The sequence below is a fragment of the Streptomyces sp. NPDC086549 genome (assembly GCF_044746205.1).
Taxonomy (GTDB): Bacteria; Actinomycetota; Actinomycetes; order Streptomycetales; family Streptomycetaceae; genus Streptomyces.
The window spans coordinates 870,734-896,851 of record NZ_JBIVBS010000001.1 but is presented as its reverse complement, the minus strand read 5'-3'; the positions used below and the strand labels follow the sequence as shown (position 1 = coordinate 896,851).

Annotated in this window: 22 protein-coding genes and 1 tRNA gene; 21 read left to right on the top strand and 2 right to left on the bottom strand. The window is 70.3% G+C overall.

Annotated elements, in window-relative coordinates; all coding sequences use genetic code 11:
• Window positions 1-154 precede the first annotated feature (154 nt).
• From ACIPSA_RS04100 to ACIPSA_RS04060, 9 genes are all read left to right on the top strand, one after another.
• A complete protein-coding gene (locus ACIPSA_RS04100) occupies window positions 155-1,603 on the top strand; it encodes an FG-GAP-like repeat-containing protein (RefSeq protein ID WP_402628483.1) in 1,449 nt (482 codons plus the stop codon).
• Window positions 1,604-1,629: 26 nt separating this feature from the next.
• Window positions 1,630-3,108: an FG-GAP-like repeat-containing protein gene (locus tag ACIPSA_RS04095; RefSeq protein WP_402628481.1), complete on the top strand. Its 1,479-nt coding sequence runs from the start codon at window positions 1,630-1,632 to the stop codon at window positions 3,106-3,108.
• Between the two features lie 29 nt (window positions 3,109-3,137).
• On the top strand, window positions 3,138-4,637 hold the full coding sequence (locus ACIPSA_RS04090) for an FG-GAP-like repeat-containing protein (protein ID WP_402628479.1): 1,500 nt from the start codon (window positions 3,138-3,140) through the stop codon (window positions 4,635-4,637).
• 52 nt (window positions 4,638-4,689) lie between these two features.
• Window positions 4,690-5,403 (top strand): FG-GAP repeat protein, encoded by a 714-nt coding sequence (locus ACIPSA_RS04085; protein ID WP_402628477.1) that lies wholly within the window; start codon window positions 4,690-4,692, stop codon window positions 5,401-5,403.
• A gap of 183 nt (window positions 5,404-5,586) precedes the next feature.
• Complete coding sequence (locus ACIPSA_RS04080) at window positions 5,587-7,146, top strand: alkaline phosphatase D family protein (RefSeq protein WP_402628475.1); 1,560 nt, start codon at window positions 5,587-5,589, stop codon at window positions 7,144-7,146.
• A gap of 115 nt (window positions 7,147-7,261) precedes the next feature.
• On the top strand, window positions 7,262-8,470 hold the full coding sequence (locus ACIPSA_RS04075) for a hypothetical protein (protein ID WP_402628474.1): 1,209 nt from the start codon (window positions 7,262-7,264) through the stop codon (window positions 8,468-8,470).
• A gap of 187 nt (window positions 8,471-8,657) precedes the next feature.
• Window positions 8,658-10,157, top strand: coding sequence for an SDR family NAD(P)-dependent oxidoreductase (locus tag ACIPSA_RS04070; protein ID WP_402628473.1), 1,500 nt, complete (start codon window positions 8,658-8,660; stop codon window positions 10,155-10,157).
• 157 nt (window positions 10,158-10,314) lie between these two features.
• Complete coding sequence (locus tag ACIPSA_RS04065; RefSeq protein ID WP_402628472.1) at window positions 10,315-12,426, top strand: hypothetical protein; 2,112 nt, start codon at window positions 10,315-10,317, stop codon at window positions 12,424-12,426.
• Window positions 12,427-12,756: 330 nt separating this feature from the next.
• Window positions 12,757-13,917 carry a glycosyltransferase family 2 protein gene (locus ACIPSA_RS04060; RefSeq protein WP_402629471.1) on the top strand — a complete coding sequence of 387 codons (1,161 nt, stop codon included), beginning with the start codon at window positions 12,757-12,759 and terminating at the stop codon, window positions 13,915-13,917.
• 122 nt (window positions 13,918-14,039) lie between these two features.
• On the opposite strand, the gene ACIPSA_RS04055 is transcribed toward ACIPSA_RS04060, so the two are convergent.
• On the bottom strand, window positions 14,040-15,458 hold the full coding sequence (locus ACIPSA_RS04055; RefSeq protein WP_402628470.1) for a polysaccharide pyruvyl transferase family protein: 1,419 nt from the start codon (window positions 15,456-15,458) through the stop codon (window positions 14,040-14,042).
• Window positions 15,459-15,672: 214 nt separating this feature from the next.
• On the opposite strand from ACIPSA_RS04055, the gene proB reads away from it, so the two are divergent.
• The 5 genes from proB (at window position 15,673) to ACIPSA_RS04030 (ending at window position 20,528) form a co-directional block, all read left to right on the top strand.
• The gene (gene proB, locus ACIPSA_RS04050) at window positions 15,673-16,800 is read left to right on the top strand and encodes a glutamate 5-kinase (RefSeq protein ID WP_402628468.1); all 1,128 of its coding nucleotides are present in this window, start codon (window positions 15,673-15,675) and stop codon (window positions 16,798-16,800) included.
• Between the two features lie 122 nt (window positions 16,801-16,922).
• Complete coding sequence (locus ACIPSA_RS04045; protein ID WP_402628467.1) at window positions 16,923-17,351, top strand: hypothetical protein; 429 nt, start codon at window positions 16,923-16,925, stop codon at window positions 17,349-17,351.
• Window positions 17,352-17,412: 61 nt separating this feature from the next.
• On the top strand, window positions 17,413-18,699 hold the full coding sequence (locus tag ACIPSA_RS04040; protein WP_402628465.1) for a glutamate-5-semialdehyde dehydrogenase: 1,287 nt from the start codon (window positions 17,413-17,415) through the stop codon (window positions 18,697-18,699).
• Window positions 18,700-18,768: 69 nt separating this feature from the next.
• Window positions 18,769-19,368 carry a hypothetical protein gene (locus tag ACIPSA_RS04035; protein WP_402628463.1) on the top strand — a complete coding sequence of 200 codons (600 nt, stop codon included), beginning with the start codon at window positions 18,769-18,771 and terminating at the stop codon, window positions 19,366-19,368.
• 89 nt (window positions 19,369-19,457) lie between these two features.
• On the top strand, window positions 19,458-20,528 hold the full coding sequence (locus ACIPSA_RS04030) for a hypothetical protein (RefSeq protein WP_402628461.1): 1,071 nt from the start codon (window positions 19,458-19,460) through the stop codon (window positions 20,526-20,528).
• A 21-nt stretch (window positions 20,529-20,549) separates the two neighbouring features.
• On the opposite strand, the gene ACIPSA_RS04025 is transcribed toward ACIPSA_RS04030, so the two are convergent.
• The gene (locus tag ACIPSA_RS04025) at window positions 20,550-21,689 is read right to left on the bottom strand and encodes a M48 family metallopeptidase (protein WP_402628459.1); all 1,140 of its coding nucleotides are present in this window, start codon (window positions 21,687-21,689) and stop codon (window positions 20,550-20,552) included.
• A 98-nt stretch (window positions 21,690-21,787) separates the two neighbouring features.
• On the opposite strand from ACIPSA_RS04025, the gene ACIPSA_RS04020 reads away from it, so the two are divergent.
• The 7 genes from ACIPSA_RS04020 to ACIPSA_RS03990 all read left to right on the top strand — a co-directional run bounded on the left by ACIPSA_RS04020 (window position 21,788) and on the right by ACIPSA_RS03990 (window position 26,083).
• Complete coding sequence (locus ACIPSA_RS04020) at window positions 21,788-21,949, top strand: hypothetical protein (protein ID WP_402628457.1); 162 nt, start codon at window positions 21,788-21,790, stop codon at window positions 21,947-21,949.
• 120 nt (window positions 21,950-22,069) lie between these two features.
• On the top strand, window positions 22,070-22,228 hold the full coding sequence (locus tag ACIPSA_RS04015) for a hypothetical protein (RefSeq protein WP_402628456.1): 159 nt from the start codon (window positions 22,070-22,072) through the stop codon (window positions 22,226-22,228).
• 80 nt (window positions 22,229-22,308) lie between these two features.
• Complete coding sequence (nadD, locus tag ACIPSA_RS04010) at window positions 22,309-22,995, top strand: nicotinate-nucleotide adenylyltransferase (RefSeq protein ID WP_402628454.1); 687 nt, start codon at window positions 22,309-22,311, stop codon at window positions 22,993-22,995.
• A gap of 16 nt (window positions 22,996-23,011) precedes the next feature.
• A complete protein-coding gene (locus ACIPSA_RS04005; protein ID WP_402628452.1) occupies window positions 23,012-24,703 on the top strand; it encodes an LCP family protein in 1,692 nt (563 codons plus the stop codon).
• Between the two features lie 101 nt (window positions 24,704-24,804).
• Window positions 24,805-25,248 carry a ribosome silencing factor gene (gene rsfS, locus ACIPSA_RS04000; RefSeq protein ID WP_402628450.1) on the top strand — a complete coding sequence of 148 codons (444 nt, stop codon included), beginning with the start codon at window positions 24,805-24,807 and terminating at the stop codon, window positions 25,246-25,248.
• The gene (locus tag ACIPSA_RS03995; RefSeq protein WP_402628449.1) at window positions 25,248-25,916 is read left to right on the top strand and encodes a histidine phosphatase family protein; all 669 of its coding nucleotides are present in this window, start codon (window positions 25,248-25,250) and stop codon (window positions 25,914-25,916) included. The genes rsfS and ACIPSA_RS03995 overlap by 1 nt, the downstream gene beginning before the upstream one ends.
• Window positions 25,917-26,010: 94 nt before the next feature.
• Window positions 26,011-26,083, top strand: a tRNA-Ala gene (locus tag ACIPSA_RS03990).
• The last annotated feature ends 35 nt before the right edge of the window (window positions 26,084-26,118 follow it).

Sequence of the window (26,118 nt, the reverse complement as noted above, 5' to 3'; positions counted from 1 at the left end):
CCCCGCTTCGGCCTGAACTAATTGGTGAACGCCGGGAAAAATCGCGACGCACTCCAGGGCAACCCCCTCGCTCTCTGGCGAGTCGTACAGGGCATCGCGGATGAGGATCTTGCGCTCTTCGCGGTCAAGCTCCCTCCAGATTCCCGGAGTCGACGTGCCCAAGACCATTCCGCCGAGAACGCGCCGCGCCGTTGTGGTCGCGATCGCCCTGCTCTCAGCGAGCGCCGTCACCGTGCTGTCCGCGGTTCACGCGCAGCCCGCCACCGCCGCCCCCGCCACGACGAGCCTGCGGCAGGACTTCAACGGCGACGGCTACGAGGACCTCGCCGTGGCCGCCCCGTCCGCGACGGTGGCCGGCAAGGCGAAGGCCGGCTACGTAGCCGTGCTGTACGGGTCCGCCGCCGGGCTCAAGTCCGGGACCAGGAAGGTGTACACGCAGGCGTCCACCGGTGTTCCCGGCACGGTCGAGGCGGGTGACCTCTTCGGTGCCGGGCTGGCCGTGGCCGACCTGGACGGGGACGGGTACACCGACCTGGTCGTCGGGGCCGCGGGCGAGACGTGGCAGCAGAACGGTCACGACATGGTGGGCAACCGGACCGTGCTGTGGGGCGGGCCCGGCGGGTTCGCCTCGGGCAAGGTGCTGCCCGCCGAGGGCATCGGCCTGTCCCAGGACTTCACCACCGTCACCGGCGACTTCAACGGCGACGGACACCAGGACCTGGCCCGCAACGGCCTCGTGTCCTTCGGGCCGTTCGGGCGCGACGGGGTCCCCGCCGCCGGCCAGACCGGCGCCGACTTCTCCGACGGCGACCTGGACGCGATCGACGTGGCGACCGGGGACGTGGACGGCGACGGCATCACCGACATCGTCACGGTGGCCCGCTCCTACGACTCGGACGACGACGGCAACTACTACTACGAGCTCGACTACGCGCCCGGCGGCAAGGACGGCCTGCAGCGGCCCGTCGTCCTCAAGGACGGGCAGGGCAACCGGATCGTGCCCGGGACGTCGGTGGCGCTCGGCGACCTCGACGGTGACCACCACGCGGACATCGTCGTCGGCGGCCCGAACCAGCTCGACATCATCCGTGGCACCCGGAACGGGCCGGCCGTCGCCGCTCCCCGGGTGATCACCCAGGACACTCCCGGAGTGCCGGGCGCCGACGAGCCGGGAGACGGCTTCGGCACCTCGGTGTCGGTCGGGGACGTCAACGGCGACGGCTACGACGACATCCTGGCGGGCGTTCCGTACGAGGACTTCGGCGGGCTGAGGAACGCCGGCACCTTCGCCGTCGTACCCGGCGGGCCGGACGGGTCGACCGGCGCCGGCACCAAGGTGTTCAGCCAGGACAGCGCCGGTGTGTCCGGCACCGCCGAGAACAACGACCTGTTCGGCGCCAACACCCACCTCGTGGACGGCAACGGCGACGGCCGCAAGGAGCCGGTCGTGGCGGCGCTCGGCGAGGACGCCTACGACGGAGCCGTCTGGGTCTTCGGTGCCACCCGCACCGGGGTCACGGCCACCGGTTCGTTCTCCTTCGGCCCCCGTGCCCTCGGCACCACCGCGAGCGGCGCCGGGCTCGGCAGGGAGTTCCCGCGTTGATTCCCCCCACCTACGACAGGAGCACCATGAGCAAGCGCAGGTCCGGCCGCGCTTTGGGGCTCGCGGCGGCCATCGCCGCCGTCGCGGCCGTCACCGCCCCGCAGGCCGTGCACGCCGCCGACTCCCCTCCCGCCGTGGCGAAGCCACAGGCCGACTTCAACGGCGACGGCTACGCGGACGTCGCCGTCACCGCTCCCATCGCCAAGGTGAGCGGCCACGCCCGCGCCGGGTACGTGGCCGTCGTCTACGGCTCCGCGAACGGGCTCGACACCAGGCACAAGCAGGTCATCAGCCAGGACACCGCGGGCATCCCCGGCGCCGCCGAGTACAACGACCGCTACGGCGCGAGCGTCGCCGCCGGCGATCTGAACGGCGACGGCTACACGGACCTGGTGGTCGGCTCGTCCGGTGAGGACGTCGGCGACGTCACCGACGCCGGCACCCTCGCCGTGGTCTGGGGCGGACCGCGGGGCCTGTCCGGCGGCACCGGCATCGCGACCGGCACGGCCGCCGACCGCCTCGACACCGGCACCGCGATCGGCGACTTCGACGCCGACGGCCACCTCGACATCGCGACCCCCGACCGCGTGTTGCACGGCCCCTTCGACAGGACGACGGGCGCCGCGAGCACCACCGGCCTGCGTCTGGACGGCACCGCCTACCTGACGGCCGGCCTCGCCGCGGGGGACATCGACGGTGACGGTGACGACGACCTGGTCGCGCTGGTCAAGGACGACACCGACTACGACTTCACCAACCCGGACATGTACCACCGCCGCGTGCAGTACCTGGAGGGCGGGGCGCGGGGCCTCGGCACGCCCGTGACGCTGAAGAACGCCGACGGAAAGATCCTGCGCGGCGGCGAGAGCCTCGGCATCGGCGATGTGGACAAGGACGGGCACAACGACCTCGTCATCGGCCGGACCCTCGACGGCGACGGCCCGGAAACGATCGACGACCCGCTGCTGGAGGGCGGTCAGATCGGTGTCGTGTACGGCTCGGCCACGGGTCCCGACACCTCCCGTACGGCGCTCGTCACCCAGAACACTCCGGGAGTACCGGGCGTCACCGAGTGGGGCGACGGCTTCGGCGGGGGTATCTCGGTCGCCGACACCAACCGCGACGGGTACGCGGACGTCGCCACCGGGGCCGGGGGCGAGAACGTCGGTGACGTCGCCGACGCGGGCGCGGTGACCGTGCTCCGGGGCAGCGCGTCCGGGCTGACCGGCACCGGTGCCGTGTCCTTCAACCAGAACACGCCGAACGTCCCCGGCACCGCGGAGCAGAACGACTTCTTCGGCACGCCCGCGTTGGTCGACACCAACCATGACGGCCGGGCCGAGCTGTACGTCGGCGGCGCGGGCGAGAACAGGGGCGACGGCGCCGTGTGGGCCTTCAGGTCCACCGGCACAGGGCCGACGGCCGCCGGTTCCGTGACCTTCGGGGCGCGCACGCTCGGCACGGTCGCGACCGAAGCCAACCTCGGCGACGACTTCGCCCGTTGATCACACTTTTGCGTCAGGAAAGAACTGTCATGTCCACTCACCCGCACCGCCGTTCCCGCCTCACCCGTGGCGGCAGACTCGCGATCGCCACCGGTATCGCGCTCGTCGCCGGCGCCCTGGTGGTCCCGGTCGTCAGCGCCACCACGGCGACCACCCCCAGCAGCAAGCACCTGCACGACGACTTCAACGGCGACGGCTACCCCGACCTGGCCGTCGGCGCCCCGGCCACGAAGTCCACCGGAACCAGCACCGGTGCCGTCAGCGTGCTCTACGGCTCCTCCAGCGGCCTGTCCCTCACACGCAAGCAGGTCCTGGACGCCTCGAAGGAGACCAGCGCGTCCCCCGTGTCGGGGTACGGCAGCGGTCTGCAGAGCGCCGACCTCGACGGCGACGGCTACGCGGACCTGCTGTCGTACGTCCGCTGGACACCCGCCGGCGGCAGCCCGACCCCCACCGTCACCGTCAACTGGGGCGGCCCCAAGGGCCTGTCGAGCACGCGGACGCAGCTGCTGAAGCTGCCGGAGGCGGCCTGGACGAGCGGCTTCACCGTCGGGGACGTCGACGGCGACAAGCACCCGGACGTGGTGACGCTGGGCGAGGCGTACGGCGCCCAGGACGGGAACGGCGGCACGGTGCTGCACGGCCCCTTCACCCGCGCCGGTTCCGCGGCCGGGTCCGACCGGTTCGTCTACGCCCCGGAGGGCCTGGAAGCCGCCAACATGATCGCGGCCGGTGACGTGAACGGCGACGGCATCGACGACATCGCCATCGGCGCCCACAGCACCGAGGAGTCCGACTCCCGCGCGACCGCCCTGCTGCTGGGCGGCGCGAACGGCCTCACCCGGGCGGGCTGGCTGAGGGACACCACGAACCGCAGCATCGGCGGCGAGGACATCGCGATCGGCGACCTCAACAAGGACGGCTACGGCGACATCGTCGTCGGGCACGCCTTCGACGGGATGGACAGCGACGTCGAACTGCCCACCAAGGGCGGCGCGCTGGGCGTCGTCTACGGCGGCCCGGCCGGCCTGTCCACCACCCGCAAGCCGGTGTGGATCAACCAGGACACCCCGGGGGTGCCGGGCGTGGGCGAGTACCACGACGGCATGGGCTCGGCGCTGTCGATCGGCGACACCAACGGCGACGGCTACCTCGACGTGGTGACCGGGCTGCCGGGCGAGGACTTCGACGGGATCACCGACGCGGGCAGTGTTCTGGTGCTGCGAGGCAGCGCCAACGGGTTGACCGGCACCGGTGCCAAGTCGTTCAGCCAGGACACCGCCGGGGTGCCCGGGGCCGCCGAGAAGGCCGACCAGTTCGGCACGCAGACCGCGCTGCTCGACGCCAACGGCGACAAGAAGGACGGCCTGGTCGTCGGCGACCCGGCCGAGAACGCGGACAACGGCTCCGTGTGGGTCTTCTCCGCCACGTCCGGCGGGATCACCGCGAGCGGCTCCACCTCGTTCGGCGCGGCCAAGGTGGGCCTGCCCGCGGCCAAGGCCCGGTTCGGTGCCTCGCTGGGTGACTGACACGACGTACCACCACCAGGGACGGCGTACCACCATCAGGGGAGGGAATGAGATGAGCAGGCGCAGAGGGGCATGGCGCACCGGTCTCGTCGTCGTGCTCGCCGTGACCGGCGTGGCAGCGCTGCCCGCGGCGCACGCGGCGGCGGACGCCGGGCCGGCCACGGCGAAGCTCCGGGCGGACTTCAACGGTGACGGTTACGCGGACCTGGCGGTCGGCGCGCCCTCGGGCACCGTCGGCGGCAGGACCGAGGCCGGATACGTGGCGGTGCTGTACGGCACGGCGCACGGTCTGAGCACCACGGGCAGGAAGGTGTTCAGCCAGAACACCGCGGGCGTGCCCGGCACCGCCGAGAAGGGCGACCGGTTCGGCAGCGCGCTCACCACCGCCGACCTCGACCGGGACGGGTACACCGACCTGATCGTCGGCGTCGGTGGCGAGGACACGGCCTCCGGGGGCACCGACTCCGGCTGTCTGGAGGTCGTCTGGGGCGGCCCCCGTGGACTGTCGGGCGCCTCCTCCCTGGCCACCGGCCGCAGCGCCGGTGACGGGCTCGGCGCCCAGGGGCACCTCACGGCCGCCGACACCGACGGAATCGCCGACATCGCCGTCGGCGCGCCGGGGGAGAACTCCGGCTCCGGCTTCGTGTGGTCCTTCCGCTCCAGTACGGCCACCGTGGTGTCCCCCAACGGCACGACCGCCTTCGGCTCCGCCGTGCTCGGCACCGACGGGACGGACGCGCGGCTCGGCTCCGGATTCGCCTACTGAGTCCGCGCCGCGATCCGATATACCGTCAGACCCGTTGTGGCACCGGGGTTTTCCGGTGCGCAACGGGTCTCCTGTTGTCTTCCAACTTGTCATGTATGCGAAGGCTCGCGTTCAACGGGTGGACCGTCCCGCCGGGGGAGCTTCCGAATGTCCATGAGGCCAGCGAGGCAAAGGAGTTCACCGATGACACGAGCGACCGGGCCGGGGTCGCCCGACCGACGCCGCTTTCTGACCGCCGGTGCCGCCGTCTTAGGCGTCGCGGCCTCCGCCCAGCTCTGGTTGCCGACCACCGCACACGCGGCCGAAACCCCGTTGCCTGACGGGGTGTTCAGCCTTGGTGTGGCCTCCGGCGACCCGCTGCCGGACGGCATCGTGCTCTGGACCCGGCTCGCCCCCGACCCCCTCAACGGCGGAGGCATGCCCGACGCCGTGGTGCCGGTGGAGTGGGAGATCGCCGAGGACGAGCGCTGCAGAAAGACCGTGCGCCGGGGCGTCGCCGAGGCCAGACCCGAGTACGGGCACAGCGTTCACGTGGACGTACGGGGCCTGCACCCGGCCCGCACCTACTGGTACCGCTTCCGCACCGCCGGCCAGATCTCGCCCACCGGCCGCACCCGCACCGCGCCCCACCCGCACAGCAGGGGCGGATCCCTGCGCGTCGCGCTCGCCTCCTGCCAGAACTGGCAGCACGGCTACTTCACCCCGTACGCCGACATGCTCGCCCAGGACCCCGACTTCGTGCTCTTCGTCGGCGACTACATCTACGAGTCCAAGCCTGCCTCGACGGGAGTACGCAGGCACGAGGGCAGCGACGAGCCGTACACCCTCGTCCAGTACCGCAACCGCTACGCCCAGTACCGCACCGACCCCGACCTCGCCGCGATGCACGCGAACGCTCCCTGGGTGGTCACCTTCGACGACCACGAGGTCGACAACGACTGGGCCGGCGAGATCCCGCAGGACCCCGACAAGCAGTCGCACGACGCGTTCGTGGCCCGGCTGACGGCGGCCTTCCAGGCGTACTACGAGCACATGCCGGTCCGTGCCACCGCGATCCCGGACGGCCCGCACATCCAGATGTACCGCCGCTTCGACTTCGGCCGCCTGGCCCGGCTGAACGTGCTGGACACCCGGCAGTTCCGCAGCGACCAGGCCACCAGCCAGGCCGGCGCCCAGGACCCGTCCATGACGATGCTCGGCGCCGGCCAGAAGGAGTGGCTCCTCGACGGGTTGCACGACTCCCCGACCCGCTGGAACCTGATCGCCTCGCAGATCATGATGGCCGAGACCGACCTGCTGCCCGGCGAGGGCAAGCTCTGGTACTACGACGCCTGGGACGGCTACCAGAGCGAACGCAACGCGCTCCTGGAGGAGTTCCGGACCATCCGCAACCCGGTCGTGCTCAGCGGCGACCGGCACCTGACGATGATCAGTGACCTGAAGCGGGACTTCGCCGACCCGGACTCCGACGTCGTCGGCGCCGAGTTCGTCGGCACCTCCATCTCCAGCAACGGTGACCAGGACCAGGCCGCCTTCCACGCCCAGTGGGACCCGCTGAAGGCGGACAACCCGCACTGGAAGGTGATCGACGCCCACCGTGGCTACCACCTCTTCGACATCCGCCGTGACGGCATCGACGCGCAGGTCCGTGTCGTGGACACGGTGGTCGGGCCGCAGGCGACCGCGAGCACGCTGGCGCGGCTGCGGGTGGAGTCGGACGAACCGGGCGTGAACCTGGTCTGACCGGCGTGAACCCGGTCCGACGGTCTCCGGGAGCGCCCTGGGACTCAACAGACTCACAGCAGTCCCAGGGCGATCTCAGGTAAGTCTCAGGTAAGTCTCTTACCGTCCGTTGACCATGGAGAACGACTGTACGAGAAACGCCCCCGCCGCACTGCCGCCCGGTACCCGGCTGCTGCACATCGGCCCGCACAAGACCGGGACCACCGCCATCCAGGGCGCGCTGTTCGCCGCGAAGGAGACGATGCCCGAGTACGGCGTCGAGTTCCCGGCGCACAGCAGGCACCCGATGGAGGCCGCGCTGGCCGCCTGCGCCCGGCCCGCGATGATGGGCGACACCGCGCCCACCGACAAACACTGGACGCGGCTGCTGCGCCAGGTCCAGGACACCGGCAGGTGCACCTCGGTGATCAGCAGCGAGTTCTTCGCCGACGCCCCGGACGACGCGACCGCCGCGCGGATCGTCGAGCAGCTCGGGGGTGAACGCGTGCACGTGCTGGTCACGCTGCGCCCGCTGGCGAGGATCATGCCCTCGCAGTGGCAGCAGTACGTGCAGAACGGGCTGCGCATGGGTTATGAGGACTGGCTGGAGCACATGCTCCGCAAGGCCCCGTACGAGAAGCCCAACCCCAGCTTCTGGCACCGGCACCGACACGACCGGCTGGTCGAGCGCTGGGCCCGGGCGGTCGGCCCGGAGCGGGTCACCGTCGTCGTGGTCGACGACCGCGACCGGGACGCTCTGATGCGCACCTTCGAGGCGCTGCTCGGACTGCCCGGGAATCTCCTGCAGCCGGTTCCGGACACCGCGAATCGCTCCCTTACCCTCGCCGAGACCGAAATGCTGCGGAATCTTAATGTGGAATTCCGGGGCAATGGACTGCCCGAGGAGCTCTATTCCAAGCTCGTCCGCAACGGCGCGGTCATGCATATGAAGAACGCGTGCAGCCCCACCCCGCGGGACGTGAAGATCGCCACGCCCCGGTGGGCCGTCGAGGCCGCCGCCGCGATCGGCGCCGAGACGGCGGAGCGTATCGCGGCGATGGGCGTACGCGTCCTCGGTGATCCCTCGCTGCTGTCCGCAGTACCGGAGCGGCCGGAGCGGCCGGAGCGGTCGGAGCGCGGGGAGCAGCCGGAGCGGCCGGAGCCGGATTCCGCCGCGGCCCGGATCTCCCCCGAGGCGGCGGCACAGGCGCTGTACGGGGTGCTCGCCGCGGCCGCCTCCGTGCCCGCCGGCCCGGTTCCGGCCCGTACGGTGCACCAGACGTCGTCGAAGGAACTCGTCCGGGTGCTCGGCCACCGTTGTCTCAAGCGCCTCCGGCGCCGCTGAGAGTGGACTTACTCACAGCAAATTCACGGGGAGTTCCGGAGCCCCGTGAGGACGGGGGCCATCACCAGGAGTGCAAGGTGAATGAGAGGTTGCGGGCACATATGCAGCGAAGGGCGCTCACCTTGCACTGCGGTAACCCGAAGTGGGACCATTTCGAAGTTCCCTGACGCCCCAAGGTAGGTCATCTGTGTCCCAGCACATAGCCAAGCCCCGTACCACCGCAGTGATCCTGGCCGGTGGAACCGGTCAGCGCGTGGGTCTGTCGATCCCCAAGCAGTTGCTGAAGATCGCCGGCAAGGCAGTCATCGAGCACACCCTGACCACCTTCGAGAACGCCGAGTCGATCGACGACGTCATCGTGCTGATGGCGCCGGGCTACGTGCCGGACATCGAGAAGATCGTCGCCAAGGCCGGGTTCACCAAGGTCAAGAAGATCATCGAGGGTGGCTCGACCCGGAACGAGACCACCGAGCGCGCCATCGCGGCCCTCGGTGAGGGCCTGGCCGAGGGCGAGGACATCAACGTCCTCTTCCACGACGCCGTACGCCCCCTGCTGTCGCGGCGCGTCATCGACGACTGTGTCGTCGCGCTGCAGCGCTTCCAGGCGGTCGACGTCGCCATCCCGTCCGCCGACACCATCATCGTGACGCGCACGCACGGCGAGGACGGCGAGTTCATCACCGAGATCCCGGACCGCTCCCGGCTGCGCCGCGGCCAGACGCCGCAGGCCTTCAAGCTTTCCACGATCAAGCGGGCCTACGAGGTGGCGGCCGGTGACCCCAACTTCCAGGCCACGGACGACTGCTCCGTCGTGCTCAAGTACCTGCCGGACGTGCCGATCCACGTCGTCGCGGGCGACGAGTACAACATGAAGGTGACCCAACCGGTCGACGTCTTCATCGCCGACAAGCTCTTCCAGCTCGCCTCCACGGCGGCCCCGGAGCAGAACGGCGAGGAGGCCTACCGCGAGCTCCTCACCGGCAAGACCGTCGTGATCTTCGGCGGCTCGTACGGCATCGGCAAGGACATCGCCGAACTCGCCGAGTCCTACGGTGCCTCCGTGTACGCGCTGGGCCGCTCCACCACCGGCACCCACGTGGAGAACCCGGAGGAGGTCGACGACGCGCTGTCCAAGGCGTACGCGGAGACCGGCCGGATCGACTACGTCGTCAACACCGCGGGCGTGCTGCGCATCGGCAAGCTCGCCGAGACCGACAACGCCACCATCGAGGAGGCGCTGAAGGTCAACTACCTGGCCCCGGTGCAGATCGCCCGCTCCTCGTACAAGTACCTGGCCGAGACCAAGGGCCAGCTGCTCCTCTACACCTCCAGCAGCTACACCCGCGGCCGCGCCGAGTACAGCCTCTACTCCTCCACCAAGGCCGCCATGGTGAACCTCACTCAGGCCCTGTCCGACGAGTGGGCAGGCGACGGCATCCGCGTCAACTGCATCAACCCGGAGCGCACCGCCACCCCGATGCGCACCAAGGCGTTCGGCCAGGAGCCCTCGGGCACCCTGCTCTCCTCCGAGGCCGTCGCCCGCACCTCGCTCGACGTGCTGCTGTCCGAGCTGACCGGTCATGTCATCGACGTCCGCCAGCAGGACCCGACGGCGTCGGCCGGCCAGGCCTCCGGCTTCGAGCAGGCGCTGGCCAGCGTCCTGGACCGTCAGGACGGCGTGGCATAATCAACATCAAATAGGCATCTGTAATTCAGGCCTCTGTGGCTGCGCGTTCGCGGAGCATTCACAGAGGCCTGAATCTGTAAAGCTCACAGATCGTCCGCATCTTCAGCAAATTGTCCGCAAGGTCACATTCCGGCCTTTTTGTCAGCAAGGTTATCCTTTGATATCCACCGCTATTCGCGTCGCCCGGGTGGGCAGCGCGGCCGAGCTGGCCGCTGCGGCCCTCGTGATGCTGGGCTTCCCCGCCCTCATGCTGGCCGCGCTCGTTCCGAGCGTCTACGCCTTCGCGGCAGCGGCCGCCGTGACGTACCTGGCGGACCACTATCTGCACCGCAAGGGCAGCTACCTGATCAACCGCCTCAGCAAGGTGCGGGCCGGTCTGTCGATCCGCTTCCTGATCCGGCAGCTGCTGCTGATCCTGCTGCTGGCCCGGCTGTCCCTCTCGGACAATCTGATCTTCTACGGCGCCATCGCCTGTTTCATCGCGTTCTACGGCCTCCAGGCCCCGCACGGCGCGCTGGTCACCCTGATCCGCAACCGCCGCCGGATGCCGGTCGCCACCCGCAACGTCGACCTGAAGTCCCGCATCCGGATCCCGGACGCCCCGCCGCGCCGTCTGCTGCACCGCTCCGCGGAGAAGATGCTCCACCTCGACCTCGCGGCCGTCGCCGGCCTGCTGGTCTCGGCGGTCGCGGACTCGGCCGTCGCCGGCTTCGTCGGGATCGGCATCACCATCGCCCTGGGCTGCCTCTACGTCCTCGCGCTCATGCCGTACGTCCGCGGCAGGAAGACCCCGCCGAAGGCCGAGAAGGTGCTGGTCGCCGTCGACGACTGGCTGGCCGCCTACAAGCCGGAGACGGTGCTCTACTTCTCCGGCTCCAGGGACTCCGCGTACCAGGTCAACATGTGGCTGGAGACGATGGAGCAGCTGGAGACCCGGCCGCTGATCATCCTTCGCGAACGCGTCATCCTGAACAACCTGGCCCCGACCACGGTCCCCGTCATCTGCGTGCCCGGAGGCGTGCACCTGATGAACCTGGACCTGTCCAACGTGCGGGTCGCCCTCTACGCCGCGAACGTCGGCAAGAACATCCACTTGCTGCGCGTCCCGACCATGAAGCACGTCTTCATCGGCCACGGCGACAGCGACAAGCTGGCCAGCGTCAACCCGTTCAGCAAGGTGTACGACGAGGTGTGGACCGCGGGCCGGGCGGGCCGCGACCGCTACGCCATCGCCGACGTCGGCGTCCGGGACGACGACATCGCCGAGGTCGGCCGCCCGCAGCTGGCCCCGATCCAGACCTGGCAGGGCGTGCCGGAGGGGCGCATACCCACCGTGCTGTACGCGCCGACCTGGGAGGGCTGGGACGGCAACCCCGGCAACACCTCGGTCGTGCTCGCCGGTGAGAACATCGTGAAGAAGCTGATCAAGGCCGACCCGCCGGTCCGTGTCCTGTACAAGCCCCATCCCTTCACCGGCACCGTCAGCGCCGAGGCCGGGGCCGCGCACAAGCGCATCGCCGCCCTGGTCGAGAAGGCCGCCGCCGAGCGCGCCGCCGACTCCCGCTTCACCGTCGACACGGCCGCCCAGACGCAGGCCAAGGCCGAGCTGACCCGCATCGAGGCCCGCATCGCCGAGCTGTCCGGCTCCGGCGGCGACAAGGGCGACGAGGCCGAGGCCACCCGTGACGGCCTGGTCGACGTCAAGAAGCACGAGGAGATCGCCCGGCTGCGCGGCGAGTGGAACGCCGCCTACTGGCGCTCGTTCCCCAGCCACGAGCACCGCGTCATCACCGGTGCCGAGCCGCGTCTGTACGACTGCTTCAACGTCTCCGACGCGATGGTCTCCGACATCTCGTCCGTGGTCTCCGACTTCATCGCGAGCGGCAAGCCGTACGCCGTCACGGACTCCGCCGACCTCGGCGTGGAGGAGTTCAAGCGGCAGAACACGGCCGTGCGCGCCGCGGTGATCCTGTCGAACAGCGCGAGCGAGCTGGGCGGTCTGCTGGACGCGGTCCGCGACCCCTCGGCCGACCCGCTGGCCGAGGACCGCAGGGAACTCAAGCAGTATCTGCTGGGCCCGGACGAGCCGAAGTCCATCGACCAGTTCAACACCGCGGTGGCGGACCTCGCCCTCAAGGCCGAGACCCGCAACGTGGGCCAGGCGGCCCGTGCCGCTGCAGACGGCGAGGGCGGCGCCGAACTGGCGAACGTGCTGCCGGGACAGCGGCGGTCGTCCGCGGGTGACACGGACAGCGTGACCACCGGCTGACCGCCCCGCCAGGACACAGGGAACGGCCCCCGAGGAGCACTCCTCGGGGGCCGTCCGCTTGCCCGGTTCTTACTGCCCCTGAGTACTGCCCCTGAGCAACTCTTACCGCGACTCCGTACTGTCCGGTGCGGCCCGCTGTGCCCCGTGTAGGTCACCTCTTCCTGTGACCTGCGTCACTCAATGCCCCTGACGAGGCAACCGCTTCCCACCGGTGTCCGTCTAACTGTTTGCGATTGAGCTGAAACGGGGGAAATGTTCCATTGACAAGGGGGAAACGTGACCGTCGTGACGCAGCCTGATGTGACTGTGATCATCGGGGCGTACGAAGCGATGCCGTACCTGGTCGAGTGCCTGGCGTCCGTGGAGGCCCAGACCCTGGACCCGGCCCGAGTAGAGGTCATCGCGGTCGATGACGGCTCGACCGACGGCACGGGGGAGTGCCTGGAGGAGTTCGCGGCCCGCGTTTCCATGCCGGTCACCGTGATCCGGCAGGAGAACTCCGGCGGCCCCAGCGGCCCGCGCAACGTCGGCCTCGGCAAGGCGGCCGGGCGGTACGTGTTCTTCCTCGACGCCGACGACCGGCTCGGCCCCGAGGCGCTGGAGCGCATGGTCGCCATGGCCGACAAGAACGGCACCGACGTGGTCCTGGGCCGCGTCGAGGGGATCAACCGCACACCGCCCAAGTCGATGTGGGGCAAGACGCTGGGCCGTACCGACGTCTACTCCTCCAACATCAAGTTCACGCTGAGCGCCCAGAAGCTCTTCCGCCGTGAGCTCCTCGAACGCAACGGCATGCGCTTCGACGAGTCCCTGTGGACCGGCGAGGACGCGCTGTTCACGATGGAGGCGTATCTGCGGGCCGACGGGGTCTCCGTACTCGCCGACTACACCTGCTACTACCTGGTGGGCCGCGAGGACGGCAAGCACGTCACGAAGAGCGGCAGCTACACGCTCCGCTTCGACTCCGCGCGGGCCCTGATGAACCTGATCGCCGAGATGGTGCCCGCGGGTCCCCAGCGCGACACGCTCATGGTCCGGCCCTTCCTGATCACCCTGCTGCCGCAGTTCGGCCCGAAGTACCTCAAGGACAGCGAGGAGGTCCGGCGGCACAAGTTTGAGCTGGCCAGGCCGCTGATGGACGCCTACTGGACCCCGGAGGTCGCCCGCCGGCTCCGCGTGCACGAGCGCCTGCGCCTCCACCTGGTGGCCATGGGGCGCCCCGAACTCCTCAAGGACGTCGTGGAGTTCGTCAAGACGAAGAAGCAGGCCGCCGCCGTCCTGGAGAAGCGCGGCACCCGGCTCTACCTCGTCTACCCCCACTTCCGCTCCCGCGAGGCCGGCCTCCCCGACTCCCTCTACCTCGCGGAACCCCGCGAGGCCCGCGCCTTCGAGGGCTACCGCGAAGCGGCCGCCAACTCCTTCTTCCGCCGCGCGCTGCGGAAGATACGGCGGTCCCTGCCGACGGGCGGCATCGGAGCGGCGGCGGCCTGACGGCCGACAGGCGCCGAGCCCGGCTCCGCCGGGAACCGGGCTCGCGCTGTGTCCGGGGTGCAGGCCGGGTGCAGGCCGAGGTGTGAGCCGAGATGTCGGCCGGGGCGTGAGCCGGGGTGCGGCTACCGTCCCGACTGCAACGCCCGCCGGATCGGCCTGCCCACCGCCCGTCGGGCCCGGCGGTAGACCGAGGTCGCAGGTGCCGCGGCGGTCACCTTGGCGACCTTGGCGGCCTTGGAGCCGGCCCGGGACGACCGCGCCAGCTCGCGCCTCAACTTGTCGTTGTCGAGGGTGAGTTCGTCGACACGGCTGTGCAGCCAGCCGAAGCGCGAGGTGAGCGAGGCGAGGTCCGCGTCGTTCCAGGGGCGGACCCCCGCCGGGAAGGTCAGCGCCCGCATCCGCTCCTCGAACGCCGAGCCGCCGTCCCCGTGGGTGAAGGTGTTCTCCAGCCCGTTCTTGTCCAGGAACGCGGTGAACCGCTCGAAGCGCTCCACGTGGCCGCCCATCAGCCCGGTGAAGTCGGCCTCCTCGTACAGCCGCGCCGGATCCGCCGCCGCCGGGTCCTTGGCCGCCGTGTCGAGCCGCCGGTGCGGGATGTCGAAGTACCGGCACAGCTCCAGCGTCCGCGAGTCCCCGCACAGCACCGTCGCCGGCGTGCCGGCGAGCAGCGCCGCGATGTTGCCGTGGATGCGGGAGCCGAAGGAGAAGTCGAAGGGGCGCAGGTCGTCGATCCAGGTGACCGGATCGACGTAGACGCGGACCTTGTCCTCCCGGTACATCGGGTGGTCGGGATGCGTCGGCATCGCGGTCACCTGGGCGTTCGGGTCCGACAGGTCCCGCCAGTGCAGCTGCCGCGCGTCGCTGAGGTTCTGGCCGACGAAGCGCAGGTGCGGATAGCGCTCGTGGGCGCGGGCGATGATCCGGTCCAGGCCCTGCGACCTCACCGCGCTGTGCGAGCCGTTGATCGCGATCCGGGACTCCGCGGTCAGCGCCACCGCCCGCTTGTGCACGTCGAGGCGACGGCCGTACATGAACAGGGACGGGCAGCCGATGACCTCGACGTCCCGGAACCCCATGTCCTTCAGGTACTTCTCGGTGAACTCGCCCCGCACCCCGATGGACGCGCTGCGGTCCAGCACCGCCGAGACGAACTCCCGCACGGTGGGCTCGATCCGCTTCAGCCGTTCCGGGTTGTAGCTCACCCCGGTCTGGGCGCCGACCCCCAGCACCACCACCGGGATCCTCAGCCTGTCGATGAGCCGGGTCAGCCGCTTCAGCCCGCTCTCGAAGGAGGGCCGGAACGCGTTGGCGAGCGGCACGACGAAGGCGTCGTACTCCTCGTTGATCCGGGCCGCCGCCGCCACATCCGTGGCGATCCCGTTGGAGACCACCTCGGTGCCCGGAGTCTCAAGGATCTTGTGCGCGGCGTCGCTGAAGATCAGGTTGCCGGAGTTGGTGGCGATGACGTCCCGATGCAGGGCCTCCTCGATGGAGACGGCATCGTAGGGACTCTTCCCCGACCTGAGGAGTATGCGCTTCACGCGCCGAACGTTAGATGACACAAACTTCAAATTAAGTTTGGACAGTCTTTAATTTCTATAAGCAACCAGCGCAACCTTTTTGCCGTACGCGAAGCGTGAGCAACTGATCACGCTGACGTCTGTCCGGAGCGTGGACCGATGCGCGGGACGCGGTCCTGTTCGCGTAGATTGCCAGGCGGGCAGCCGTATCGTGACGCGAGGGGACGGACCGTAAGTGGCAAGGGCAAGGCAGGCCGTGGGCGAGGCCCGCAGGATTGTCGTCAAGGTCGGCTCCTCCTCGCTGACCACCGCGTCGGGTGGCCTCGACGCCGACCGTGTCGACGCGCTCGTCGACGTCCTCGCCAAGAGCCGCAGCGGGGGAGAGAAGGAGATCGTCCTGGTCTCCTCCGGTGCCATCGCCGCCGGCCTCGCCCCGCTGGGCCTGCGCCGCCGCCCCAAGGACCTGGCCCGCCAGCAGGCGGCCGCCAGCGTCGGCCAGGGCCTGCTCGTGGCCCGCTACACCGCCTCCTTCGCGCGCTACGGCGTCCGCGTCGGCCAAGTCCTGCTCACCTCGGACGACATGAGCCGCCGCGCCCACCACCGCAACGCCTCCCGCACCCTCGACAAGCTGCTCGCGATGGGCGCCTTCCCGATCGTCAACGAGAACGACACCGTTGCCACGGACGAGATCCGCTTCGGCGACAACGACCGCCTCGCCGCCCTCGTCGCCCACCTCGTCCACGCCGACCTGCTGGTGCTCCTGTCCGATGTGGACGGTGTCTACGACGGCGACCCCAGCAGGCCGGGCACCTCGCGGATAGCGGACGTACGGGGTCCCGAGGACCTCGCGCACGTCGAGATCGGCAGCGCCGGCAAGGCCGGCGTCGGCACCGGCGGCATGGTCACCAAGGTCGAGGCCGCCCGCATCGCCGCCGCCGCGGGCATCCCCGTGGTGCTCACCAGCGCGGTCCACGCGGCCGACGCGCTCTCCGGCGGCGACACCGGCACCTACTTCCACCCCACCGGCAAGCGCTCCGGCGGCAGGCTGCTGTGGCTGCAGCACGCCTCCACCCCGCAGGGGGCGCTGACCCTGGACGACGGCGCGGTGCGCGCGGTCGTGAAGGGCCGCAAGTCGCTGCTGCCGGCCGGGATCGCCACCGTCGAGGGCGAGTTCAGCGCCGGCGACCCGGTCGAGCTGCGTGACGCGGAGGGGCGCGCGGTGGCCCGCGGGCTCGTCAACTTCGACGCCAAGGAGATCCCCCAGCTGATCGGCCGTTCGACGCGGGAGCTGGCGCGAGAGCTGGGCCCGGCGTACGAACGCGAGGTCGTACACAGGGACGACCTGGTGATCGTGCACCCGTAAACCGGGGCGTAACGACCGCCCCCGGTGGGGGACGTTGCGTAAAACCGCCCCGCGGAGCCGTGCGGCCTGCTCAACTTTCTCTCAGGAACACGTTCCCGAGTCGCTGCGTGAAGGAGGCCGTCGTGAGACGAGTGCGCCCTGGGGCGGCGGCGTCCCGTGGTGCTCTGACGAGCGTCGCGGCCGGGGACACCTACGAGGAGCCCAAGGACCTGCCGCGCCTGTGGCATGTCACCCTCAGCGTCTCCGGTAAGGAAGTCCCCCTCAAGGACCTGCGGCGCGCCCTGGAACAACTCGCCCACGACCACCCCTTCCTGCTGACCAGCCGGTACGCCAACGACCACGCGGAGATCCGCTACTGGGAGGAGGCCCGCGACCTCCACGACGCCGCCGCCGTCGCGCTCCGCCTGTGGGGCGAGCACCGCCAGACCGCGGGGCTCCCCGCCTGGGAGATCGTCGGCCTGGAGGTCATCGACCGCGAGACCTACCACCAGCGCGTCGCCGAGGGCTACGGTCCGCCGCCCGCGACCCCGGTGGGGGTTCACCCCTTTTGACCCCGTCTCGCGGTATGGGATGAGCGCTGGACGCCCCTGGTCGGCGCACTACCCTTCCCTCATGACCACGCTCTCGCCGTACGACGCCATGTCCCCGGTCACCCAGGCCGCCTACCGCGCCAAGGCCGCCGCCGCCGACCTCGCGCCGCTGCCGCGCGCCGTGAAGGACGACGCGCTGCTCGCCATCGCGGACGCCCTGGAGGTCCGTACGAGCGAGATCGTCGAGGCCAACGCCAAGGACATCGCCAAGGCCCGTGAGGCCGGCACCAGCGAGGCCATCGTCGACCGGCTCACCCTCACGCCCGAGCGGGTCCGCGCCATCGCCTCCGACGTGCGGGACGTCGCGGGGCTGCCCGACCCCGTCGGCGAGGTCGTCCGCGGCTCGACCCTCCCCAACGGCATCGACCTGCGCCAGGTCCGTGTCCCGCTCGGCGTCGTCGGCATCATCTACGAGGCCCGCCCCAACGTCACCGTCGACGCCGCCGCCCTGTGCCTGAAGTCCGGCAACGCCGTCCTGCTGCGCGGCTCGGCCTCCGCCTACGAGTCGAACGCCGCCCTCGTCCGGGTGATCCGCGACGCCGTGGGCGGCGCCGGGCTGCCCGCCGACGCCGTGCAGCTGGTGCCCGGCGAGAGCCGCGAGAGTGTCCGCGAGCTGATGCGCGCCCGCGGCCTGGTCGACGTGCTGATCCCGCGCGGCGGCGCCTCGCTGATCCAGACCGTCGTCTCCGAGTCCACCGTCCCGGTCATCGAGACCGGCACCGGCAACTGCCACGTCTACGTCGACGCCCAGGCCGACATCGACATGGCCGTCGAGATCCTGATCAACTCCAAGGCCCAGCGGGTCAGCGTCTGCAACGCCGCCGAGACCCTCCTGGTCCACCAGGACATCGCCGCCGAGTTCCTGCCGCGCGCCCTGGACGCCCTCGCCGAGGCCGGGGTGACCGTGCACGCCGACCCGCGCGTGCTGGCGTACGCCAAGGACTCCAAGGCGACCGTCGTCGAGGCCACGCCGGAGGACTGGGACACCGAGTACCTCTCCTACGACATCGCCGCCGCCGTCGTCGACTCCCTCGACAAGGCCGTCGAGCACATCCGGCTGTGGACCTCCGGCCACACCGAGGCGATCGTCACCACCTCGCAGCAGGCCGCCCGCCGCTTCACCCAGCTGGTCGACTCCACGACGGTGGCGGTGAACGCGTCCACCCGCTTCACCGACGGCGGCCAGTTCGGCTTCGGCGCGGAGATCGGCATCTCCACCCAGAAGCTGCACGCCCGCGGCCCGATGGGCCTGCCGGAGCTGACCAGCACGAAGTACATCGTGACCGGCGACGGCCACATCCGGCGCTGACGGCCGCGCCCTCCGGGCGCGTGAGAGGCGTCTCACCAGACGGATGAATTTCCATACCGTCTGCCCAAATTGACCCCCCAGGACTACTCTGGATCCGTGCCGGAGGACGTGGGGGGCACGCCGTTCCCGGACGGCTGGGAGCCCGACGACGACCACGACCACGGGGTGTCGGACGAAGAGTTCGCCTCCGTGGTTTTCGACGAGGCCTTCGTACGGGCGGCCGTGGTGCACGAGCCGACCGCCGTCGAACGCCTCCTGGCCGCGGCGCAGGCCAGAGCCGAGGCCTCCGAGGCCGAGGCGCGCCGGGCCCACGGCAGAGGCGAACGCTTCGACGACGGGTACGGCCCCGACGGGCACGGGTTCGGCCGTGACCGGGACCTCGACGACCTGGACGACACCGAAGACCTCGACGACCGCCACGGCGGCCCAGGGGCGTACGGCAGACAGCTCCGCTGGCACCGCCCGGTCGCCTGGCTGCTCGCCCTCGTGATGGGCGTCGGCATGGTCGCGCTGGCCTTCGCGGCCGTCTACAGGGGCGGCTCCTCGGGCAGCCGGGACCAGGTCCCGCCGCCCGCCTCGACCGGCCTGGAACAGGGCAGTGCGGCGGCTCCCTCCGTTTCCGCCGACTCCGCCGCGCCGGCCGTCTCGGCGATCCCGCGTTCTCCCTGAGCGGCCTGTCGCGCTTCTGGTGAGAACCTGTCAGAACTTGTCGTGTACCAGGGCGTTTACCTGAGCCTCCCGAGACCTACTCTGAAAGTATGGGCGGGCCTGGAGACCCACCTGAGGGGACACCCGAGGGCGGTCCCGTGGGTGGAGAGGACGAGTACCGATCCGTCGTCTTCGACGAGTCGTTCGTTCGTGCTGCGCGCCTCCAGGAGTACTCCGCGCAGGAGCGCATGGCCGATCACGCACCCGCCGTACGCCGCCGCCCTGCCCTGCACCGGGGGCTGACCCGGCAGGCACTGATCCTCGTCATGCTGATCGCCGTCGCCTTCGGCACCGCGGTCTACATGGGCGTACGTCACCCGTACAGCTCACCGCAGGCCCGCCAGCCCGTCCAACCCCTGCGGATGACCGTCATCCCGCTCTCCCCACAGGGCAAGGTACCCGGCTCGGCCGACGCCGAGTTCCTGTACGCACACAGCCCCGCCGCACAGTTCGCCGTCGGCGCCGAGGGGGTACCGCTGCCCGCCTCCCGGCGCACCGCCCACTTCTCGGACAGCGACGTCGTGGCCGCTCTGAGCACGGCGAAGGACTACATCGTCCACTCCTCGCTCTACCCCGAGGTGCTCAACGGCAGCCAGGTCCGCCCCGCCCGGGTCCTGGTCGACCCCGACCAGATCGACCAGTTCGACCAGAGTTTCGAACACCCCGCCGCGGACGGCCGGCACGCGCCCACCGGATGGCTGGTCCGCTTCGACCCCACGCGCGCGCAGCTGGCCGACGACAAGATCCGTGTCCAGGGCTCGCTGCTGGCCGCCGAGACCGACTCCGCCACCCTTGAGGTCACCGCGGACCACACCTTCGTGTACGCGCTCCGGCCGACCGGCGCCGGCGACAAGGCGCTCGTGTCCCTGTTCACCGTCCGCCGCGAGCTGACGTTCCGCTTCGACCGCGACGACCTGCGCACGCACCAGACCCAGCTGGTCGCCTCCTATGTGCAGGCGGGTCCCCTGTCCTGCGCCGAGGACTCCACCAACCACCTCCACCCGCTCCTGGCCGGCCAGACAGCCAAGGCGGGCGGCCCCGCGGGCACCGACCCCTACGCCACGGGCAGCGCCACCGCCCTGTGCGGAACGCTGGCCGCCGGGGCTGAGCCGACGCCGTGACGACATCGGCGGAGTGGGACGTCAGTCGTCGCTGTCCGGGGCCGTGTCCGTCGGGCCCTGGTCCTTCGGGTTCTGGTCCTTCGGGCTCTGGTCCCTCGGTTCCTGGTCATTCGCCGATGGTGCGCTCGTGAAGCCCTCGAAGCCCCGCCGCACCCGGCCACCCAGGCCCCCGGCCCCGCCCGCGAGGTCGGTGACCAGCTTCATCAGCGGGTCCTTGGAGCTCTTCACGTCACTGGCGTAGCTCGCCGCCGACTCCCGGAACGAGTCGCTGACCGAGGTGTCCTTGTCCTCGCTGCGCCGCGCGTAGTGCCCGTCCATGATCCGCTGGTAGTCCCGGGTCTCGGACCACTTCTTCAGCTCGGCCGCGCGCACCGCGGTGAAGGGGTGGGAGCGGGGCAGCACGTTCAGGATCTTCAGCACTGAGTCGCGCAGGTCGCCCCCCGACTCGTACTCCTCGGCCTGCTGCAGGAACGCGTCCACGTTCATCTCGTGCAGGTGGTTCCCGCCCGCGATCTTCATCAGGCCGCGCATCGAGGCCTGCAGGTCCTGGCCGACGAGGAGGCCCGCCCGGTCGGCGGACAACTCCGACTTGCGGAACCACTCCCGCAACGCCGTCACGATCGCCATGATCGCGAGGTTGCCCAGCGGTATCCAGGCGATCCTGAGCGCGAGGTTCGTCAGGAACAGCAGGATCGTGCGGTACACCGCGTGTCCGGACAGCGCGTGCCCCACCTCGTGGCCGACCACCGCCCGCATCTCCTCCTCGTCGAGCAGCTCGACGAGCCCCGTGGTGACGACGATGATCGGCTCGTCCAGGCCGATGCACATCGCGTTCGGCTGCGGGTCCTGCGTGACATACATCGGCGGGACCTTCTCCAGGTCCAGGATGTAACAGGCGTCCCGCAGCATGTCGTTCAGGTGTGAGAACTGCTGGTCCGAGACGCGCACCGAGTCCGACAGGAACAGCAGCCGCAGGCTTCGCTCCGGCAGCAGCCCGCTGAGCGCCTTGAAGACGGTGTCGAAGCCGCTCAGCTTCCGCAGTGCCACCAGCGCGGAGCGGTCGGCCGGGTGCTCGTACGCACGGGAGGAGATCCCCGGGAAGCGCCTGCGCTGCCTGCTCGGCACGTTGTTGTTGCCGTTCTCGTGCCCGACGTCGGACATGTCTTCCCCCATGCGTGTGTGTCCAATGTGCCCCGAGGCAGGACCCAGCCTAGGCGGAGCTAACGTGGACGGGCAGTACAGCCGAAGGAGTCCACGTCATGGAGCACCACCCCGCAGCCGCCTGGCTGACCGAGGCCGCGAGCGCCGCCCAGCAGCAAGGGGCGGGGAATCTGCTCCGGGTCGTACTGATCGTGATGTTCGTCGGCTGTGCCCTGACCGGCTGGTTCCTGTTGCGCGGGTACAAACAGAAGGACGACTGAGCCGCCGGGATCGTTCCCCGCTCGTCCCCAACGGCGGAGTCGGCGCGATGGGCGCAGGGCCGCCCGCTTACGATGAGCCGACATCTTTATCCCGCCCACACCGGATAGGTCCTGCCGAAGATGAGCTTCCACAGCACCGCAGCCCAGTTGGTCACCCTCGCCGAGGGCGAGGGAGGCGGCAACCACGACAGCCTCAACCCCCTTGTCACCGGCGGCGGCGCGTTCATCGTCCTGCTGCTCCTGCTGTGGATCACCACCCGCTTCAACCGCGACCGCTGAGCCCGGGCGCCCCTTCCCAGGTCCTTTCTCCAGGGTCTGACGGGCGGGTCTCGTGGGCCGGGCCGGTAGGGTCTGCACGCATGGGAGAGCAGGACATGCCTACCGGTCCGGCGAACGGCACGGTGAACGACACGGTGAAGGCCTCCGAGCGCGGGCCGGGCAGCCGCCCGGTGGACACGAGCAAGCGCCGTCTCGGCGTCATGGGCGGAACGTTCGACCCGATCCACCACGGGCACCTCGTGGCGGCCAGCGAGGTCGCCGCGCAGTTCCACCTGGACGAGGTGGTGTTCGTCCCCACCGGCCAGCCCTGGCAGAAGACCCACCGCAAGGTCTCACCGGCGGAGGACCGCTATCTGATGACGGTCATCGCGACCGCCGAGAACCCGCAGTTCTCGGTGAGCCGCATCGACATCGACCGGGGCGGCCCCACCTACACCGTGGACACCCTGCGCGACCTGCGTGCGCTCAACCCCGACACCGACCTGTTCTTCATCACCGGTGCCGACGCACTCGCCCAGCTCCTGACCTGGCGCGACAGCGAGGAGCTGTTCTCCCTCGCGCACTTCATCGGGGTCACCCGTCCCGGCCACCACCTGACGGACCCCGGACTTCCGGAGGGCGGCGTCTCGCTCGTCGAGGTTCCCGCGCTGGCCATCTCCTCCACAGACTGCCGTGCGAGAGTCGCCAAGGGCGACCCGATCTGGTACATGGTGCCGGACGGAGTCGTGCGCTACATCGACAAGCGCGAGCTGTACCGCGGCGAGTGAGCCGAGAGGGGCACCGGTGAACGACCGATACGACGCGGGGTACGGCGGCGACCAGTACGAGCTCGTGGGCTACGACGAGTACGGCCAGCCCGTGTACCGCCAGATCCAGGCACAGCAGGCACAGCAGGCACAGCAGGCACAGCAGCAGACGTACGGCCAGTATCAGCAGCCGGGCTACGGGTACGACCCGTACGCCACCGGGCAGCAGCAGGCCGCGCCGTCGTACGACAGCTACGACACCGGGCAGCAGCCGACGGCCTCCTACGGCCCGTACGGCACCGGCGGTGGTCAGACCCCGCCGTACGACCCCTACGGGCAGGCGGCGGCGAGCGGCCAGCAGCCCCGGGTCGCCGAACAGACCCCCTACATCCCGCAGCAGCCCGGCCCCGCCGAGGAGCAGGAACCGGACGCCCCGTCCACCCGTGAACGGGACTACCACACCGAGCAGTTCGCCTTCGTCGAGGCCCCCGACGGGGACTCCGAGGACGTCATCGACTGGCTGAACTTCACCGAGAACCGCACCGAGCGCCGCGAGGAGGCCCGCCGCCGTGCCCGCAGCCGGCTCACCGCCCTCGTGGTCGTCCTCGCGCTGGTCGCGGTCGGCGGCGTCGGCTACCTCTGGTACGCCGGAAAGCTGCCCGGCCTGTCCTCCTCCGGCGCCAAGTCCGGCACCACGACGTCCGCCGCCGCCCAGAACCGCGACGTGATCGTCGTCCATCTGCACAACACCTCGAAGGGCGGCACCTCCACGGCGCTGCTCGTCGACAACACCACCACCAAGCAGGGCACCACCGTCCTGCTGCCCAACTCCCTCGCCCTGACCGACGACAACGGCACCACCACGACCCTCGCCAAGTCGGTCGACGACGACGGCTCCTCCGGGACCCGCGACCAGCTCGACACCGTCCTCGGCACCAACATCGAGGGCACCTGGCGCCTGGACACCCCCTACCTGCAGAACCTCGTCGAGCTGGTCGGCAACATCGACATCGACACCGACGCCGACGTCCCCGACCCGACCGCGAAGAAGAAGGGCGCCACACTCCTCGTCCACAAGGGCAAGGACCAGACCCTCAGCGGCAAGATGGCCGTCGCCTACGCCACCTACCGCGCCTCCGGCGAGTCCCAGAACGCCCAGCTGGAGCGGTTCGGCCAGGTCATGCAGGGTGTGCTGCGCAAGATGTCCTCCGACGCCTCGGCCGCCACCATCACCGTGCAGACCCTGGCGCAGATCCTCGACCCCTCCCTGACCGACAAGGACCTGGGCACCTTCCTCGCCAAGCTCGCGGACCTCGCCAAGGGCGGCGACTACAAGACGGCGCTGCTGCCCGTCCAGACCGACGGCACACTGAGCGCCCAGACCAGCTCCAGCGTGGTCAAGGACGTACTCGGCGGCACCGCCAAGAGCCCCGAGGCGGGCTCCGCCGTCCGCGTCTCCGTCCAGAACGCCACCGGCGTCAAGGACAACACCGAGAAGGCCCGCGTGGTGCTTCTCAACGGCGGCTTCACCTTCCTGGAGGGCGGCACGGCCTCCAGCGCCCTGGCGACGTCCAAGGTGATCTACTCCGACGCCGCCGACAAGGAGAACGCCACCGAGGTCGCCAAGACCCTGGGCCTGCCCGCCGCCTCCGTGACGAAGGGCACGGTGTCCTCCAACGCCGACGTATCGGTGGTCCTGGGCCAGAACTACAAGCCGTCCTCCTCCTGAGCACGGCCGGGGCACCCCATGTGATCCGATAACCACGTGGGGTGCCCTCGGCGGTCCGTGAGACCCTTGGTGTCAAGTGCCCGCCGACGGAAAGCCATGTAGTGACCGCCACCGACCGTTCCCTCGAGCTCATCAACACCGCCGCCCAGGCGGCCGCCGACAAGCTCGCCCACGACGTCATCGCCTACGACGTCAGCGACGTGCTCTCGATCACGGACGCCTTCCTGCTGGCGTCCGCGCCCAACGACCGCCAGGTCAAGTCGATCGTCGACGAGATCGAGGAGCGGCTCCTGAAGGAGCTCGGCGCCAAGCCGGTGCGCCGCGAGGGCGACCGCGAGGCCCGCTGGGTCCTGCTCGACTACGTCGACATCGTCGTGCACGTCCAGCACAGCGAGGAGCGTGTCTTCTACGCCCTCGAGCGGCTCTGGAAGGACTGCCCCGAGATCGAGCTGCCCGCCGACGCCAAGGCCACCCGCGGCAAGGCCGAGGAGCACGCCAAGCTGCGGGCCGCCGAGGACGCGGCCGCCCTGGACGGGGAGTGGTGATGAGCGCCACAGGTGAGGTGTCCGACCGGAAGGGCCGGGGCCGCCGCATCATCCTGTGGCGGCACGGCCAGACCGCCTGGAACGTGGAGCGCCGCTTCCAGGGTTCCACGGACGTAGAGCTCACCGAGACCGGCGTCGGCCAGGCCCGGCGCGCGGCGCGGCTGCTCGCCTCCCTGAAGCCCGACGTGATCGTCTCCTCGGACCTCCAGCGGGCCGCGAGCACGGCCGCCGAGCTCGCCGGCCTCACCGGCCTCGACGTCACCCGCGACGAAGCCCTGCGCGAGACCTACGCGGGCGTCTGGCAGGGGCTGACGCACGAGGAGATCATCGTCCGGTACGGCGAGGAGTACGCCGCGTGGAAACGCGGCGAGCCGGTCCGCCGCGGTGGCGGCGAGCTGGAGACCGAGGTCGCCGACCGCGCCGCCCCCATCGTGCTCCGGCACGCCGAGAAGCTGCCCGAGGACGGCACCCTCGTGGTGGTCAGCCACGGCGGGACCATCCGCACCACCATCGGGCGTCTCCTCGGGCTGGAGGCCCGCCACTGGGAGAGCCTCGGCGGCCTCTCCAACTGCTGCTGGTCCGTCCTCGGCGAGGGCGTGCGCGGCTGGCGCCTCCTGGAGCACAACGCGGGCACCCTCCCGGAGCCCGTCCTCGGCGACGACGACTGAGCGTCTCCAGGGCCCCGGGACCCCGGATTTCACTTTCCGGCAGGTCGCAGGCTAAAGTTCTTCTTGTTCGGCCCGCCAAGCGGAAAGAACACGAGGGGCTATAGCTCAGTTGGTAGAGCGCCTGCATGGCATGCAGGAGGTCAGGAGTTCAATTCTCCTTAGCTCCACAGATCGGCACTCTTTTGAGTTGTCAAAGATCGGT